Below are 15,921 nucleotides of genomic sequence, written 5' to 3' on the forward strand. Positions count from 1 at the left end.
CCATGGTGATCACTCCTCACACCCCCGCCCAGCTGTGGATATCTCGGGCAGGGTAGGTTGAACACCTGGGTCAAATTTGGGTCGGCAGGGCCCTCACGGGTGGGTCAAATTTCAGTCGGCGTCAACATGTTCTGACCGCTGGTTGAGTCGGAAGTACCCAGTCTTGTCACCCTGACGCGATTGACGCCCCAGAGGCGTCGCTCGCTCTCATGAATAAAAAACTCACTTTTGTTGCCGAATGAAATCAACTTTCGCATTTAAATCATTCAACACAGTTGCCTCGGCATAAAATTTCCTCTATTGTTGATGAGTGCCATCAACATCTGAGACAGTTTCATTCAAGGAGGTTCTCCGCGCCCACCCCCGCGGCGAACCCCTGGGCACCGCCGCCCTCAAGCGCCTCGGCGTCTCCAACTTCCGCGCCTCGGCCCTCGCCCGCAGCGGCTGGTTGGACCACCTCGCAAGGGGTGTCTACATGCTGCCCGGCGACACGCTCAGCCGAGATGGCTCGCTGGCTTTCCTGGCCGAACAAATACCGGGCTTGCACGTCGGCAGCAAGACGGCCCTGGCTTGGCGCGGCGTGCGACAGAACATCGCCTTCCGAGAGACGCTGACGCTCTGGGGCGACCGCGCCAAGCCGCTTCCCGCCTGGTTCACGCAGCGCTTTCCGGCCCGGTACCAGGTCACGCAGCTCTTTGACAGCACGATGGACAGCAGGCTGGGGTTGCAGCCGCTGCCCAATAGCGACCCTCGCGTCCTCGTCTCCGTGCCGGAGCGCGCCATGCTGGAGCTGCTGAGCGATGTCGGCAAGACCCAATCCCTGAGCGAAGCTCGAGAGCTCATCGAAGGCCTGCAAAGCCTGCGCGCCAAGGTGCTGGATGAGCTCCTGATGCACGTGACCCGCATCAAGGTCGTTCGAGCTGCGGCCAGCCTGGCTGGAGAGCTAGGCCTGCCCTGGGCGGACATGGCCAAGCAGCACAGCCTGCGTATCGGCGGCGGAGCTCGCTGGGTTGCCGTTTCCAAGACCGGTGAGCGCCTGGACTTCAAGAAGCCATGACCGACGACTACATCGCCACCGTCCGCTTGCTGCTGGATATCGCGCAGACCGTGTTTCAGTCAGGCCTCTTCGCCATGAAGGGCGGAACGGCGCTGAACCTGTTCGTGCAAGACATGCCTCGACTGTCGGTGGACATCGACGTCGTCTTCATCGACCACGCGCCGGACCGAGAAGCGGCCCTCGCCGCCATTGGTGTCGAACTGCGCAACATCCAGCAGACCCTGCAGTCACGAGGGCTCGACGTGCACCTGCCCGCCAATGCAAAGGGCGACGAAGTCCGACTGTCCGTCAGAAGCGCCGACGTCCAGGTCAAGGTAGAGGTGAACTTCGTTTTCCGAGGCACGGTGATGCCGGTTCAAGCGCAGGCGCTCGCGTCCAGCGCTCAGGACTTGTTCACGACCGAGGTGACCCTGCCCGTGCTGGCTGCGCCGGAGCTCTACGGCAGCAAGCTCGTCGCGGCCATGGACCGACAGCATCCGCGGGACATCTTCGACGTGATGCACATGCTGCAGCGATTCGGATGGGCCTCCGAGGTGGTCGACTGCTTCGTGGCCTACCTGGCCGGCCACAACCGGCCGGTGCATGAAGTCCTGTTCGGTCCCGCCAAGTCTCTGGAGCCCGCCTTCACGAACGAGTTTGTCGGCATGACCCGAGAACCCGTCTCGCTCGAGGCACTGACCCAGACCCAAGCGCAGCTGCGCCACGAACTGCCGCGACAGCTCAGTGCTGACCACCGCGCGTTTCTCCTGTCACTGGTTCGAGGCGAGCCGACATGGTCGCTGATGCGGTTCGAGCAGCTCCAGGCGTTGCCGGCCATCCGCTGGAAGCTCCAGAACCTTGGCACCCTCAAGCGACGTGACCCAGGCCGATTCGAGGAGCAGGAGCGACTGCTGGCCGAAGGCTTCGCAGGCCTGTAGCCGCGACGCCACCGCTCAAACCTGTAACAAATCCGCGGCAGAAGCATCGTAAGTATTTGATTTATTTCACTTTCCACCGACTTTGCGCAAATCTGCGCAAACTTGGTGGAAAAACCCCTCCCCAGCTCATTCCGGGCGCCCGCCGAACACCCCACGCCCGCAGCGACCACGGTGCATTACGGCCCATTACGAACAAATTCCGTAACGGCTCCCAGCGCGCTCCAGTCACGCCCACCAGCCCCTTACCCCAGCCTCTGCTCCTTCAGTCGCTGCGCAGACCGCCTTCCCCGCCGATACGGATAAACGACCTACCTAAACAGGAATCCAACACTTCTTGTTTGACCCATGACCGTCGCAACTCCGGTGCCGACCACGGCCCCCATCACCACCACCATCCCCACCACCTCCGCGAACCATTCGATGACCAAGGCGCAGGTGTGCGAGCACCTGCAGCTCTCGCCTCGCGCACTCGAAATGGCCGTGCGCCGCGGCGCCTTCCCGCCGCCGGTGCGCATCGGCAAACGCGCTTACTGGAGCCGCAAAGCCGTTCTCGCGTGGCACGAAGCGCTCTTCCTCCGGCAGGAGAACTGGCAACCCGACGCCTGACCGCCTCGTCACGCGCTTGGCGCGCCGAAGGCTCACACCATGCACCGCCCCGACATCACCGATGCCGGGGCGGTGCTTCATGGCGAGCTGACTGCCATTGCACCCAACAACAAATGGGGCGCCAGACCCAAAGGCCTGGCGCCCCCATAGCGCTTCTTCGGTTCTTCACCGTTTCAACGCCCCCCAACCGCCGTTGAGGGCCGCATCGCGCTCACCCCGTGCGATGCACCAGCTGCGCCTCTTCCAGCGCCTCCAGCAGCACCGATGATGCGTGCACCGACGCCCCGACGTTCTCGAGCACGCCTGAGAGCAGCTGCGTCAACTGCCGCAGGTCCTCGTAGTGCTCCTGCTGCTTGAGCCGATGGCATCGCCGCAGGTGGCGCCGCAACACCAACGAGGCCTGCTCCAGTCGCTCAGCGGCCTCCAGGCGCTGCTCCTCGGCCGTTTCGAGCGACGACAAGACGCTGGGCGTGAAGGCCGCAATCAGCCGCGCCTGCCCCGACAAGACCTCGCCCAGCGCAAACACCTCGCTCGGTGCCGCCCCGTCTTGCACGAGCTCCCAGGCCGGTCCAGCCGTACCTTCGACCGGCTGCCATCGCCAGCCCGAGGGGCTCACGCGCGACAGCAATCGACGGATGACATCGTGATGCGAGTCCCAGTTCATGCGCACCTCCCCGTTTCTGTCGCTGCAGAGCTGCTTTGCACCAGGTCACCGTCCTCCAGCGGAACCACCCCCAAGCACCGCGCCAGCGCGTCGTGCTGAGCCCGCACCTCGGCGCTCAGGGGTGCCAGCTGCAGGAACCACGACAAGCCCAGAAACTCGGCAGGCCGAGCGACCTGCCGGCACGGAGGTTGACGCCTCACTTCATCGCGCGTCTTGCTCATGCTGCCCTCCCCTGCGCCAGCTGCAGGCGCACCACATTGCCTTCGACAGAGTCGATGACCGGCGTGATGCGCTGCGGAGTCGGCGACGACGCCGCGGGCGGGTTCGGCGGCAAGGGTTCCGCGTGCAGCACTTTGACGACGTCGTCCGCCTTCACGTTGATGTAGCGGCCCAGCTGCGACAGCGTCTTGTGCCCGGTGAGCGCTTGGACGATGGACATGTTGCCGGTCTTGAGCATCAAGCGCGTCGCAGCCGTGTGGCGCAGGTCGTGCATGTTCAAGCCATCGACGCCCGCCCGCTCGCAAGCGCGCTTCCACGCTGCTTTGAGGGCCTCGTAGCTGACGTTGACGATGCACGACCGCGGGTGGGCGCCCGGCTGCATCGCTTGCATCTCGCGCAGCGCCCGCACGGCCAGCGGCGACAGCGGCACATCGCGTTGTCCGGCTTTCCCGTCATCCAGGTGAAGCACATTGCGCTCCCACTGCACATCACACCACTTGGCCTGCTGCAAGGGCTCGGACGAGCGCATGGCCGTCTCTCGCAGCAGCGTGAGGATGTGCGGCACCATCTTGTTACGGCAGTCCTCCAGTGCGCTCTCGAGCCGCTCCTGCTCCTCTTCCGACATGACCCGGTCGCGGCCGTTGTCGACGCTGGGCATCTTCAGCTTGGTCGCCGGGTTCTGCGCGGGTACGGTCCAGTTCCAGGACGCCGCTGCGTGGTAGAAGAACACGCGCAAGGTCGCGCGTTCTAACTGCAAGCTCGAGGCCGACAGGCCGTCGCTGCGCAACGCATCCATCAGTTCTTGCACTTGGTGGCGCGTGATGTCAGCGACCTTGCTCTTGGCCAGCTCTGTGCGGCACTTGTCGCTCTTGAGGGTCTTGGTCGCGAGCCCCTGGCGGTGCTGATGCAGCCCCTTCGGGATGGCGCGTTTGGCGCTGTCGGCGGCGGACTTCAGCTCGACTTTGAAGAGCGCACCCTTCTTCGGAGGCGAGTCCTCCGGGGTCTCTTTGTTCTCGGCCGCCCTCACGATGTCATCCGGGGTCGGTGCGTCGATGCGCTTGACGCTCAAGACGCGCTCACCGGCCGCACGCAGAACCTTGTTGATGCGGTTGGCTTCTTGCTCGGCGCCTTTGAGGAAGGGCAATCGCTCCAGCCCATACAGCTGCATCGCTTTGGCGAGCGTGGTCTTGTGGGGGCCGGCGTGCTTAGGCGCGCCACGGTCCTCGTACTCGCAGAGCAGGCGCCTGGCCTCTTTCTCGGCCGCAGTCTTGGTCGAGAAGCCGTCTAAGTAGACGCGCTCACCGCCGATTTGTGGGCGAATGGCCCAGCCGGTCGCTACACGATATGCCTCAGCCATGACACACCTCCTGAACGGAAGCGCGACCGACGGGAGCAGGCGCAGAGGTGGACGACGAACACGCGATGGCCGCGTGGGTGGTGTGCGGCAGCCACGCCGCGAAAGAGGTCGTCAGGGCGACGACCGAACTGGCTTTTTGTGAGGTCACAAACAACTCCTAAGTAGTGGAGTTGCGTTTAGGAGAACGGACTTATATCCGTGTAATAGAGCAGCACTGGCGGGCCCTGGAGGCGCTTTTTCGCCCTCGGTCACGGCTTGGTTTGGAGGGGTCGACGTGCGCAGTGATGCGTGGTCGAGCGCAGTCTCCGGGCAGTCGTTTCCTGACGTCGCTTGATGCGAGTGTCAGTAAATCTGCCACAAACCAACAAAAAAGCGGCCTTCTTAGGGGCCGCTTCTTTTCTCGTCTCTCGCAAATCGTTGATTTGCAAGGGATGAATTCTGGTGGCCAAGGGCGGAATCGAACCACCGACACGCGGATTTTCAATCCGCTGCTCTACCAACTGAGCTACTTGGCCTTTGTCTGGATCACTGAACAACCGAGTGGCCGGTCAGCGAAGTCCGCCACTATAGCACAGCGTTTTCAGATCAACCACCTGCGCCGCGCTTGTTGCGGCTCAGGTCCACGCCCAGTTGCTTGAGTTTGCGGTACAGGTGCGTGCGCTCCAGGCCGGTCTTCTCGGCGACGCGAGTCATGGAGCCATTTTCCTTGGCGAGGTGGAACTCGAAGTAGCTCTTCTCGAACGCGTCGCGTGCCTCGCGCAGCGGGCGGTCGAGCTCGAAACTCTGCTCGGATGCCAGCACGTGGTTGCCGCTGCCCACGCCGCCGGGCAGGTGGCCGGAGACGCCGGCGCCCTGGCTGGGCGCAACCGGCATGCCGCCGCCCAGGCTCATGCTGGGCACTGGCTCGGGGCGGGCATAGCTGGGCAGGCCAACGACGGCCGGCGCGGGGCGCGGCGGGGCGGTCTTGACCAGCGCCTGCTCGACGGCGCGCAGCAGCTTCTGCAGCGTGATGGGCTTTTCGAGGAAGGCGATGGCGCCGAACTTGGTCGCCTCCACCGCCGTGTCGATGGTGCCGTGGCCGCTCATCATGATGACGGGCATCGTGAGAAGGCCGGCGCCGCCCCATTCCTTGAGCAGGGTGACCCCGTCGACATCAGGCATCCAGATGTCGAGCAGCACGAGATCGGGGCGTGAGCGCTCGCGCGCTGCCCTCGCCTGGGCGGCGTTCTCGGCAAGCTCGATGGTGTGCCCCTCGTCGCTGAGGATCTCTGACAGCAGGGCGCGAATGCCCAGCTCATCGTCGACAACAAGAATGGTGGCCATGAATCCTTAGGTCTTGGCGGTCGCCGCACCGGGCTCGGTGACGGGCGCAAGATTGGAAAATGATAGCGAAACTTGCGCGCCGGTCACCGGCGGCTCGCTTCCCTCATCAAGGGGAGAACCCGCAGCTGCTGCGGGATGCAGGTTGCGCAGGGAGATGCGCGCGCCGTGTTCATCGGCGATTTTCTTCACGACGGCCAGGCCCAGGCCGGTGCCTTTGGTCTTGGTCGTCACATAGGGTTCGAAGGCGCGCTTGAGCACCTTCTCGGCGAAGCCGGGGCCGTTGTCGGTGATGTGCAGTCGCACCGAGCGCGGCGCGCCGGTCTCGGTCAACGACAGTGTCGAGCGCACGATGACGCGCCCGTCGGGGCGGTCCTGCACGGCGTCCAGCGCGTTCTGCACAAGGTTGTGGATGACCTGGCGCAACTGGCTCGCGTCGCCCTTGATCGGCGGCAGGCCAGGCTCGAGCCGCGCGGCCAGGTGGCCTTTTTCCTGCGCCTCCGCATAGAGGCTGAGCACCTCGTGAACGAGGGCGTTGAGGTCCAGCGGCTTGAGTTGCGCGGACGGCAGGCGGGCGTAGTCGCGGAACTCGTTGACGAGCTGCTTCATCGCCTGCACCTGGTTGACGATGGTGGCGACCGAGCGCACGAGCATGGCCTGATCGGCGCCTTCGAGCTTGGCTTCGAGCTTGTGCTGCATGCGCTCGGCGGACAGCTGGATGGGCGTCAGCGGGTTCTTGATCTCGTGGGCCAGGCGGCGTGCGACCTCGCTCCACGCGGCGGAGCGCTGCGCGGAGACGACTTCGGAGATGTCGTCGAACACGACCAGCCGCGCGCCGAAGGGCAGCGGCGCGCCGCGCACGAGCAGCGTCAGCGGGTCCTGCTTGGGGTGCAGCGCCAGCTCGAAGGATTCCTGCCACAGCTCGCGGTCGAGTTCGCCGGTGCCGTCGTGGCTGGCGCTCTGGTCGAAGCGCTGGTTCAGCGAGGCGGCGAAGTCGGCCAGGCCGGGCACCTCGGCCAGCGTGTGGCCGATGTAGGCGGACAGCGGCAGCCGCAGGATGCGCGTGGCACCGGGGTTGACGGTTTCGAGGAGGCCTTCGGCATCGAAGACGAGCACGCCGGCGGTCAGGTTGTCGAGGATGGTCTGCAGGTGGGTGCGCGCGGCGTCGAGCTCGGCCACGGTGTGCGACACCTGGGCACGCGCGTCGGCGAGCTGGCCGGTCATGTCGGCAAAGGAGCGCGTCAGGCCGCCCAGCTCGTCGCGGGACGCGAGCACCGGCCGCACGGAAAGGTCGCCCTGAGCCACCTGCCGCATGCCGTCGGCCAGCATCAGCAGCGGGCGCGCGAGCTGGTTGCCCAGCGTGACGGCCAGCAGCAGCGCGGCGAACACGGCCAGGATGAGCACCAGCGTCAGCGTGCCCAGGTACATGCGGCGCAGGCCCACGCGCTCCAGCGAGCGCTGCTGGTATTCGCTGTTGGCGGCCTGCACGGCCAGCGCGTTGCTGAGCATGCTGGCCGGGATGCGCTGGATGACCATCAGGTAGCGCTCGCCCAGACCCAGCCGCAGCTCGGTGTTGGGCAGCAGCGCCAGCGTGCGGATCTGCGCGCCACCCTGCAGCGCGGCCGCCTCGTCCTCCAGGCCTTCGAGCTGGCTGGCCACGCCGCCGCCGCGAGCCTGGCGCAGCATCGTGCTGCTGGGTCGGTCGGGCGTGAGCTGGCGGGTGTCGGCACCGCTCTCCAGCAGGATCTGGCCGTTGCCGCCGACGAGGGCGATGGTGCGCGCGCCGAGCTTGTCGCGCAGCCGCTCCAGCGCGAGCAGCTGGGGCGTGCTGGTGTCGGCCAGCTGGTCGGCTGCGTCGCGGGTCTTGGTGCCGAGGTCGGCCACCAGCGCATCCAGCGTGCCGCGGCCGAGGTTGAGGCCGGCTTCCAGCGCGGTGGCCAGGCGCACGTCGAACCAGGTCTCGATGCTGCGGTTCACGAACTGGTAGGAGACGGCGTAGATCATGACGCCCGGCACCACGCCCACCAGCGCGAAGATGCCGGCCAGCTTGAGCAGCAGCCGGCTGCCGAAGCGCCCGCGGCGCACGCGCACGAACAGCCGCACGGCGGCCGTCAGGATGACCAGCGTCAGCACGACGGCCACGCCCACATTGACCCAGTAGAGCCAGTGGTAGTGCCGCTCGAAGAAGCCGCGCTCGGAGGTCGTGCCGACGATGAGCACGAAGGCCAGAACCCCGGCAACGCCCGTGAGAGTCACCAGCGTGATGACCCAGCCCCAGCGCGCGACTTTGGTCATTTCAGTTGCCCCGGCGCCGCAATTGCCGGGCCGAGCGCCGGGCCGCCCCAAGCCGGCCCGTCATGGCGATGTGCTTGCGGCTCAACGCCGCAAGCATCGCCGTCCCCTCGGGGGCTGAGGCTGAACACATCGCGCCCGGTGGGCGGGATGTGCCTGCCGAAGCGCTGCGGCCGGCCGCAGCGCGGTCCCGGCCAAGGTACTCCTTGGACGAGGGGCATCACTTCAGTGTGAAGTCAGGCGCGAAGTGGCGCTTCTGCTCGATGCTCAGCGCGAAGCCCGACTGCAGGCCGATCTGCATCGGCCGCGGCAGCTGGCTGACGTCGAGCTTGAAGCTGAACTCGAGGTAGTAGCTGCCGCCGTCCTCGATATCCCGCGGCTCGGCGATGTGCCAGCCACTCACGCCGCGGACGACGTTCAGCGCCTCGTCCAGCGTCGCGAAGCTCTGGTGCAGTCCGCCCATCGACACGCGGTACTGCCGCGTCAGCGGCTGCCACGCCAGGCGCCAGGTGCGCTCGACCTGGGCGATACGGGCGTCGCGCCAGTACCAGCGGTTGCGCAGCACGTTGACCTCGGCGACGAAATACAGCGGCACGCCCTTGTGCAGCGCGTCCTCGGCGGGGCGGCTGAGGTCGAAGCGGGTCGTGAAGCTCAGCTCCAGGCCATCGTCGACCTTGCGCGTCGCGAGATGAGCCAGCTCGACGCCTTCGGCCCGCGCAGCACCCGGCAACAGGGCGAGCAGCAGGGCAAAAAAGGCGGCGATGGCGATCCGGGCGAACAAATCAGGGCTTGGTCAACAGGGCGTAAAAGAAGCCGTCCAGGGGCGGCTGAGGCTGCGCGGCATTGTCAGCCAGGGGCAGCAGGTGACCCGTGAACCCGGGCACGGCATGGGACTTCGCGTCAGGCTGGCGTTGCAAAAATGCGTCGAGCTGCGCCTGCCCCTCGGCCCGGAAGACCGAGCAAGTGGCGTAGACGAGACGCCCGCCGGGGGCCAGCAGCGGCCACAGCGCGTCCAGCAGCTCAGCCTGGATGCGGGCGAGCGAGGCGATGTCGTCCGGCCGGCGCAGCCAGCGCACGTCCGGGTGGCGGCGCACGATGCCGGAGGCGCTGCAGGGGGCGTCGAGCAGGATGGCGTCGAAGGGCTGGCCGTCCCACCAGGTGGCGGTCTGGCGGGCGTCGGCGGCCTTCAAGGTTGCGCTTTGTTGCAAGCGCTTCAGGTTGTCCTGCACGCGGGTCAGGCGCTGGGCGTCGGCGTCCAGCGCGGTGAGCTGCAGGTCGGGCTGCAGCTCCAGCAGGTGGGCCGTCTTGCCGCCCGGGGCGGCACAAGCATCCAGCACGCGGGCGCCCGGCCTGAGTTTTCGATCAGGCCCGGCGCCGACGACCAGCGGCGCGGCCAGCTGGGCGGCGGCGTCCTGCACCGAGACCAGCCCCTCCGCGAAACCGGGCAGCGCCGACACCGGCGCCGGCTTGTCCAGCACGACGGCCTGTGGCGTCGGCGCGCCGAGAGCGCGCGCCGGCATGCCGAGGCCGGCCAGGCGCTCGACGTACTCGGCCGCCGTGTCGCGCTGGGCGTGCACGCGCAGCGTCATCGGCGGCGGGCGGTTATTGGCGGCCAGGATGGCCTGCCACTGGCCGGGCCAGTCGGCCTTCAGCTTTTCCACCCACCACGCCGGGTGGTTGAAGGCCCCCAGCGGGCTGCGCTGGGCGGCAACCACGATGGCGTCGCGCTCGCGCAGGAAGCGGCGCAGCACGGCGTTGACGAAGGCGGCACTGGCCGGCGCGCGCTGCTTGGCGGCGTGGACGGCCTGGTCGACGAGCGTGTGGTCGGCGTACATCGCCGTGTTCGCGGGCTCGGGGTCGGGCCACAGCAGCGCCAGCGCGACGAGCAGCAGCGCGTCCACGCGCGGCGGCGGCGCCTTGGGCGCCAACTGCTGGCGGGCCGCTTCTGCCGAGCCCAGGCGGCGCAGCGCCGCGAAGGCCAGCGCCTGGGTGCCGGGGCGCAGGTCGGCCGGCACGCGGGCCAGCAGGTCGGTGAGGGACTTGCCCTCGCGCACGCCCTGCACCGCGTCGGCGGCCTGGGAGAGCAGCCGGTGCAGCGGGGCGCTCTGGCCGGCGGTTTGGGGGCTTTGGGACATGCCTTCAGTGTAGAAGTGCGCTTGACGTGAGAATCCGCGTCATGACTGCCCCCGCCCCCGACGCGCCCGTCTCCGAGCGCATCCGCTACCGCCTCGTGTCGGCCGGCTGCCGCCACCATGCCAACGACAACATCGCCGCCTTCATCGAGCCCGGCGAGCTGGATGCGTTGCAGGAAGAGGTGCAGGCCAGGATGCAGGAAGTGCTGAAGAGCCTGGTCATCGACACCGACAGCGACCACAACACGCAGGAGACGGCCAAGCGCGTGGCCAAGATGTTCCTGCGCGAGGTGTTCGCGGGTCGCTACGCACAGGCCCCGTCGGTCACCGAGTTCCCCAACGTCAGCCGCCTCAACGAGCTCATGATCGTCGGCCCGATCACCGTGCGCAGCGCCTGTTCGCACCACCTGTGCCCCATCATGGGCAAGGTCTGGATCGGCCTGCTGCCCAACGAGCACTCCAACCTGATCGGCCTGTCCAAGTACGCGCGGCTGTGCGACTGGATCATGAGCCGCCCGCAGATCCAGGAGGAGGCCGTCACGATGCTGGCCAACGAACTGCAGGAGCGCGTGCAGCCCGACGGACTGGCGTTGGTCATGGAGGCCGACCACTTCTGCATGCACTGGCGCGGCGTGAAGGACAGCGAGTCCAAGATGACCAACAGCGTCATGCGCGGGGCCTTCCTGAAGGACGCCAACCTGCGGCGCGAATTCCTGTCACTGATTTCCAAAGGCTGACCACCATGCTGGTTCGACTCATGTACGCCAGCCGCGCCACCGCGGCGCCTGCCGATGGCGACCTCGCCGCCATCCTCAAGTCCTCGCGTGAGCACAACCCGGCGGAGGGGATCACAGGGTTGTTGTGCTTCAGCGAAGGCATCTTCGTACAGGTGCTGGAAGGCGGCCGCGACGCCATCAACGCACGCTACAAGCGCATCGTCGAGGACCCACGTCACCGCGATGTGATCCTGCTCGCCTACGAAGAAATCATCGAACGCGCTTTCGCTGGCTGGACCATGGGCCAGGTCAACCTGCACCGGCTCAATCCGGCGCTGCTGCTGAAGTATTCGGAGACCGGGCGCCTGGACCCGTACACGATGAGTGGCCAGGCCATGGCCGCGCTGTTCCGCGAGATGTGCGACTCGGGCGCCATCGCGGTCAGCTGAGTCGCATCAGGGCAGCAGGCCGGCCACCTCGTCCCAGGCCTCGTCGCTGATGCGGCCGACGTGCCGGGCCTGGATGAGCCCCTGCCCGTTGATCACCAGCGTCAGCGGCACACCAGCCGGTGCCGCGACGCCGCCACCGAAGCGCAGATCGCCGGCCCACAACGCCGGCAAGCCGGGCGTGTTCCTGTCGACCTGCTTCAGGGTCTGCAGGTAACCCAGCGCTGCGGCGCGGTCACGATCGGTGCTGATCAGCACCAGCTCGAACGGCTTGCCGCGCCAGCCCGCGGCGTTGGCACGCAGTTCGGGCATCTTCTGCAGGCAGGGCACGCAGTCGGTGTTCCAGAAGAACAGCATGACCACCTTGCCCCGCAACGCCTCCAGGCTGAAGCGCTGGCCGTCCAGCGTGTTCCCCTCCAACAATGCAGGCTGGGCCTTGGCGGAGAAGCTGATGGCAAGCAGGAGGGCGGTGAGCAGGCGCATGCCGCTCCGTCGCGCGAGTCGCCCCAGGCCTTACAGCGACCGCGCTTCGCTGAAGCCGTACAGGTTCGCCAGCACCCGCGTCGGGAACTGCCGCAGCGCCTCGTTGTACTGCCCCACGGCCTGGTTGAAGACCTGGCGCGTGAAGGCGCGCTGGCGCTCGACGAGCTTGAGCTCGCTGATCAGCCCGTCGATCTCGGTCTCGCTGCGCAGTTCGGCCTGGTGATCCAGCAGCGACATCAATCTCGTGAGCGCCGCCGCGTGCAACGCGCCGGCCACCGCCAGGCTGCCGGCGGGGTCGGGCGCCCAGGGCTTGACGCGCACCGCCTGCGTGGCGGCCTGGGACTCGGCCTGCGCCGCGGCCAGCGCATCGAAGGTGGCCTGCTCGCTGGGCAGGCGCGGGGCGACAGCCGCCAGCAGCTTGTCGCAGACCTCGCTGCGCTCCTTGAGGTGGGTGTCCAGCTGCGCGAAGGCCTCGCCGATGGCATTGCGCAGCGACATCAACCGGTTGTAGGCCCCCACGCCCCAGAAGAACAGCAGCGCCGCCACCGCGACGCCGATCCACTGCCACGTCGTCATGCGCCAGCCCGGTAGCGCTCGAAGCCGCTCGCCCGCAGCGCGCAGGCCGGGCACTGGCCGCAGCCATGGCCCCAGGGACGCAGCTCGCCGCGCTCGCCGAGGTAGCAGGTATGCGTCTCCTCGACGATGAGCTTCACGAGCGCGTCGCCGCCCAGGCTTTCGGCGAGGCGCCAGGTGGCAGCCTTGTCGATGAACATCAGCGGCGTCTCCAGCGTCATCGGCGTGTCCAGGCCCAGGCTGAGCGCCACCTGCATCGCCTTCATCGTGTTGTCGCGGCAGTCGGGGTAGCCCGAAAAATCGGTCTCGCACATGCCACCCACCAGCACGCTGGCGCCGCGGCGATAGGCCAGCGTCGCGGCGAAGGTGAGGAACAGCAGGTTGCGGCCGGGCACGAAGGTGTTGGGCAGGCCATTGGCCTGCAGCTCGATGGCACGCTCGCTGGTCAGCGCGGTGTCGCTGATCTGGCCCAGCACGGCCAGATCCAGCAGGTGGTCGGCACCCAGCTTGCCGGCCCAGGCCGGGAACTGGCGCGCAATCTCGGCGCGCACGGTGTTGCGGCAGTCCAGCTCGACGCGGTGACGCTGGCCGTAGTCGAACGCCAGCGTCTCGACTTCGGCATAGCGGTCCAGCGCCCACGCCAGGCAGGTGGTGGAGTCCTGGCCGCCGGAGAAGAGGACGAGGGCTTTGCGGGAGTCTTGCATGGGCGGGATGCTACCCGGGCGCCCCGATTGCCCGCATGGATCAGCTCCCGTCTGCGCACCAGGCAAAGTGGACTGGTAGGCGGTTCTCGGCGAGGTATGCGGGCCGCGCCGGTTCTGCTCAGCAGTTGGGCAAACCCCGAGCGAAGTTCGTGATGCGGCGAAGCTCGATCTGATCCTTTGAGTCTGCATTGACGACCGGGCCGTCCAGTTGCAGCGTCTCGCCGTGCCGGAGCAGTCGCGCGACCACCGCGGCGCCGCTGTACGGCTTGGGTATCGTGAAGCTCAACTTGTCGCCCTCGACCCGCACCGGCCAGATACGCTGCGGCGGCTCGTTCTCAAGCTCGAACATCAGATCGTCCACGTCGCCGATGCGCCTCAACGTGATGCGCAGGCCATGGAGGTCACCGCTGCGCTCGCCAACACACAGGTTGGAGAACATGACGACGCCATGCCGTGGCAGCGCCTCGGGCGCGGCGTGAGCATGCGCCGCAGCCAGCAGCACCAGAGTTGGCACCAAGGCTCTCCATTTCGCCTTGACCTGCGGCATCCGCTCCCCACTGGATTTGTTCATGGCCGGGATGCTAAGGCGGCAGCAACCGTCTCGGGGAAAGCTGGTCAGGCCACTATTCCCGTATCACGCCAGCGAAGCCATCCAGTGGCTTCGGCAGGATCAGGTGGCACGACTCAGCCCCGCACCTCTCCCTGCCCCAACACCACCCACTTCATCGACGTCAGACCCTCCAGCCCCACCGGCCCGCGGGCGTGGAACTTGTCGGTGGAGATGCCGATCTCGGCGCCCAGGCCGTACTCGAAGCCGTCGGCAAAACGCGTGCTGGCATTGACCATCACGCTGGCCGAATCCACCTCGCGCAGGAAGCGCATCGCGTTGGGGTGATTGGTCGTCAGGATCGCATCCGTGTGGTGCGAGCCATAGCGGTTGATGTGGGCGATGGCTTCGTCCAGCGAGTCCACCACCTTGATGCTGATGATGGGTGCCAGGTACTCGGTGGACCAGTCTTCCTCGGTCGCCGGCACCGCCGCCGGCAGCAGCGCGCAGGTGCGGCCGCAGCCGCGCATCTCGACGCCCTTGGCGGTGAACACCTCGGCGATCAGCGGCAGGAAGGCCTTGGCCTGCGCCGCATGCACCAGCAGCGATTCGGTCGCGTTGCAGGGGCTGTACTTCTGCGTCTTGGCGTTGTCGACGACCTTGACGGCCTGCGCCAGATCGACCTGCTCGTCCACATAGCTGTGGCAGTTGCCGTCCAGGTGCTTGATGACGGGCACCTTGGCCTCGGCGCTGATGCGCTCGATCAGCCCCTTGCCGCCGCGCGGGATGATGACGTCCACCCATTGCGGCGAACTGATCAGGAGACCCACGGCGGCCCGGTCGGTCGTGTTGACGAGTTGCACGGCCGCGCGCGGCAGGCCGGCTTCTTCGAGCGACGCGCTGACGATCTCGGCCAGCGCGAGGTTGGAATGGATGGCCTCGGAGCCGCCGCGCAGGATGCAGGCGTTGCCGCTCTTGATGGCCAGCGACGCGGCCTCGATGGTCACGTTGGGGCGGCTCTCGTAGATCATGCCGAACACGCCCAGCGGCACGCGCATCTGGCCCACGCTGATGCCGGTCGGGCGGCGCTTCACGCCGGTGATCTCGCCGACCGGGTCGGGCATGGCGGCGATCTGCTCGCAGCCTTCGGCCACCGTGGCCAGCGTCTTGGCGTCCAGCTTCAGGCGGTCGCGCAACGGGCCGCTCAGCTCGGCGGCACCGGCCAGGTCGCGGGCGTTGGCTTCGGCCAGGCTTGGGCCGGCCTCGCGCAGGCGGCGGGCCAGGGCCAGGAGTGCGGTGTTCTTGGCAGCCGTCGAGGCGGCGGCCATCTGCGTGGCGGCGGCGCGGGCGGCGCGGCCGAGGTCGTCCATGTAGGCGGTGAGGCTCATGGGTCGATTGTCCCAAAGGGCGGCGCGGCAGCGCTTCGTCAAGGCCTTAGCGAGGCTTGCGCAGCGTCGTACCGCCAGGGGCCTGAGCTCAGGGGTATTTCTGGGCGAACGTGGCGTCGGACATGATCAGGAGCCGGACGGTCTCGACAAACGCCAGGATGGCGGGGATGAACGTCCAGAAGAAGAGCAGGTACAGCACGCCGGAGACGGTCCGCCCCAGGTAGAAGCGGTGGATGCCGAAACCGCCGATGAAGAAGGCAAGCAGCGCGGCGACCACACGGTTGCGGCCCTCGGCCGCCTGCGTCGGCGGCGGCAACTGGCGCACACCGCACTTGGGGCAGATCTCGGCCCTGACCTTGATGACGGCTCCGCACTCGCTGCAGAACTTTTCGTCGGGGCCCTTGGCGATGGCATTCATGGACGGGTTTCCTCCTGGTCTTCTGAGGGGCGCAGCCGAATGGCATGCCCCGCGTTGGGAGCGGCGAACTCTAGCGAGCGGC

Annotated in this window: 17 protein-coding genes and 1 tRNA gene; 5 read left to right on the forward strand and 13 right to left on the reverse strand. The window is 67.3% G+C overall.

From position 1 onward, the window contains the following. Positions 1-310 precede the first annotated feature (310 nt). The 3 genes from ACG04R_RS06155 to ACG04R_RS06165 all read left to right on the forward strand — a co-directional run bounded on the left by ACG04R_RS06155 (position 311) and on the right by ACG04R_RS06165 (position 2,580). Complete coding sequence (locus ACG04R_RS06155) at positions 311-1,057, forward strand: type IV toxin-antitoxin system AbiEi family antitoxin domain-containing protein (protein WP_394407265.1); 747 nt, start codon at positions 311-313, stop codon at positions 1,055-1,057. Next, on the forward strand, positions 1,054-1,974 hold the full coding sequence (locus ACG04R_RS06160) for a nucleotidyl transferase AbiEii/AbiGii toxin family protein (RefSeq protein ID WP_394407266.1): 921 nt from the start codon (positions 1,054-1,056) through the stop codon (positions 1,972-1,974). The genes ACG04R_RS06155 and ACG04R_RS06160 overlap by 4 nt, the downstream gene beginning before the upstream one ends. Positions 1,975-2,319: 345 nt before the next feature. After that, complete coding sequence (locus tag ACG04R_RS06165; protein WP_394407267.1) at positions 2,320-2,580, forward strand: helix-turn-helix transcriptional regulator; 261 nt, start codon at positions 2,320-2,322, stop codon at positions 2,578-2,580. Positions 2,581-2,791: 211 nt separating this feature from the next. Here ACG04R_RS06165 and ACG04R_RS06170 read toward each other — a convergent pair whose 3' ends face one another. The 7 genes from ACG04R_RS06170 to rsmB all read right to left on the reverse strand — a co-directional run bounded on the left by ACG04R_RS06170 (position 2,792) and on the right by rsmB (position 10,567). Then, on the reverse strand, positions 2,792-3,250 hold the full coding sequence (locus ACG04R_RS06170; RefSeq protein ID WP_394407268.1) for a hypothetical protein: 459 nt from the start codon (positions 3,248-3,250) through the stop codon (positions 2,792-2,794). Between the two features lie 211 nt (positions 3,251-3,461). Next, a complete protein-coding gene (locus tag ACG04R_RS06175; protein WP_394407269.1) occupies positions 3,462-4,820 on the reverse strand; it encodes a tyrosine-type recombinase/integrase in 1,359 nt (452 codons plus the stop codon). Between the two features lie 439 nt (positions 4,821-5,259). Further along, positions 5,260-5,335 (reverse strand) — tRNA-Phe (locus tag ACG04R_RS06180). Positions 5,336-5,405: 70 nt separating this feature from the next. After that, a complete protein-coding gene (locus ACG04R_RS06185; protein WP_394407270.1) occupies positions 5,406-6,143 on the reverse strand; it encodes a response regulator in 738 nt (245 codons plus the stop codon). A 6-nt stretch (positions 6,144-6,149) separates the two neighbouring features. Beyond that, positions 6,150-8,435: a sensor histidine kinase gene (locus ACG04R_RS06190; RefSeq protein WP_394407271.1), complete on the reverse strand. Its 2,286-nt coding sequence runs from the start codon at positions 8,433-8,435 to the stop codon at positions 6,150-6,152. Positions 8,436-8,652: 217 nt separating this feature from the next. Further along, positions 8,653-9,213, reverse strand: coding sequence for a DUF4390 domain-containing protein (locus ACG04R_RS06195; RefSeq protein WP_394407272.1), 561 nt, complete (start codon positions 9,211-9,213; stop codon positions 8,653-8,655). 1 nt (position 9,214) lies between these two features. Continuing rightward, the gene (gene rsmB, locus ACG04R_RS06200; RefSeq protein WP_394407273.1) at positions 9,215-10,567 is read right to left on the reverse strand and encodes a 16S rRNA (cytosine(967)-C(5))-methyltransferase RsmB; all 1,353 of its coding nucleotides are present in this window, start codon (positions 10,565-10,567) and stop codon (positions 9,215-9,217) included. A gap of 41 nt (positions 10,568-10,608) precedes the next feature. Between rsmB and folE the strand changes: the two genes are divergently transcribed. Further along, a complete protein-coding gene (gene folE, locus ACG04R_RS06205; protein WP_394407274.1) occupies positions 10,609-11,301 on the forward strand; it encodes a GTP cyclohydrolase I in 693 nt (230 codons plus the stop codon). Between the two features lie 5 nt (positions 11,302-11,306). Then, complete coding sequence (locus ACG04R_RS06210) at positions 11,307-11,729, forward strand: BLUF domain-containing protein (protein ID WP_394407275.1); 423 nt, start codon at positions 11,307-11,309, stop codon at positions 11,727-11,729. 6 nt (positions 11,730-11,735) lie between these two features. Here ACG04R_RS06210 and ACG04R_RS06215 read toward each other — a convergent pair whose 3' ends face one another. From ACG04R_RS06215 to ACG04R_RS06240, 6 genes are all read right to left on the reverse strand, one after another. Then, on the reverse strand, positions 11,736-12,209 hold the full coding sequence (locus ACG04R_RS06215) for a TlpA family protein disulfide reductase (RefSeq protein WP_394407276.1): 474 nt from the start codon (positions 12,207-12,209) through the stop codon (positions 11,736-11,738). A 30-nt stretch (positions 12,210-12,239) separates the two neighbouring features. Beyond that, positions 12,240-12,785, reverse strand: a complete 546-nt coding sequence (locus ACG04R_RS06220) for a LemA family protein (protein WP_394407277.1) — start codon at positions 12,783-12,785, stop codon at positions 12,240-12,242. Next, the gene (queC, locus tag ACG04R_RS06225; RefSeq protein ID WP_394407278.1) at positions 12,782-13,486 is read right to left on the reverse strand and encodes a 7-cyano-7-deazaguanine synthase QueC; all 705 of its coding nucleotides are present in this window, start codon (positions 13,484-13,486) and stop codon (positions 12,782-12,784) included. The genes ACG04R_RS06220 and queC overlap by 4 nt, the downstream gene beginning before the upstream one ends. Positions 13,487-13,604: 118 nt before the next feature. Further along, entirely contained in the window at positions 13,605-14,057 is a 453-nt protein-coding gene (locus ACG04R_RS06230; RefSeq protein WP_394407279.1) for a hypothetical protein, read from the reverse strand. Positions 14,058-14,170: 113 nt separating this feature from the next. After that, a complete protein-coding gene (locus ACG04R_RS06235; protein WP_394407280.1) occupies positions 14,171-15,421 on the reverse strand; it encodes a glutamate-5-semialdehyde dehydrogenase in 1,251 nt (416 codons plus the stop codon). An 88-nt stretch (positions 15,422-15,509) separates the two neighbouring features. Beyond that, positions 15,510-15,839: an NINE protein gene (locus ACG04R_RS06240; protein WP_394407281.1), complete on the reverse strand. Its 330-nt coding sequence runs from the start codon at positions 15,837-15,839 to the stop codon at positions 15,510-15,512. Between the last annotated feature and the right edge of the window lie 82 nt (positions 15,840-15,921).

The sequence above is a fragment of the Pelomonas candidula genome (assembly GCF_043555985.1).
In the GTDB taxonomy this organism is placed as follows: domain Bacteria; phylum Pseudomonadota; class Gammaproteobacteria; order Burkholderiales; family Burkholderiaceae_C; genus Pelomonas; species Pelomonas candidula.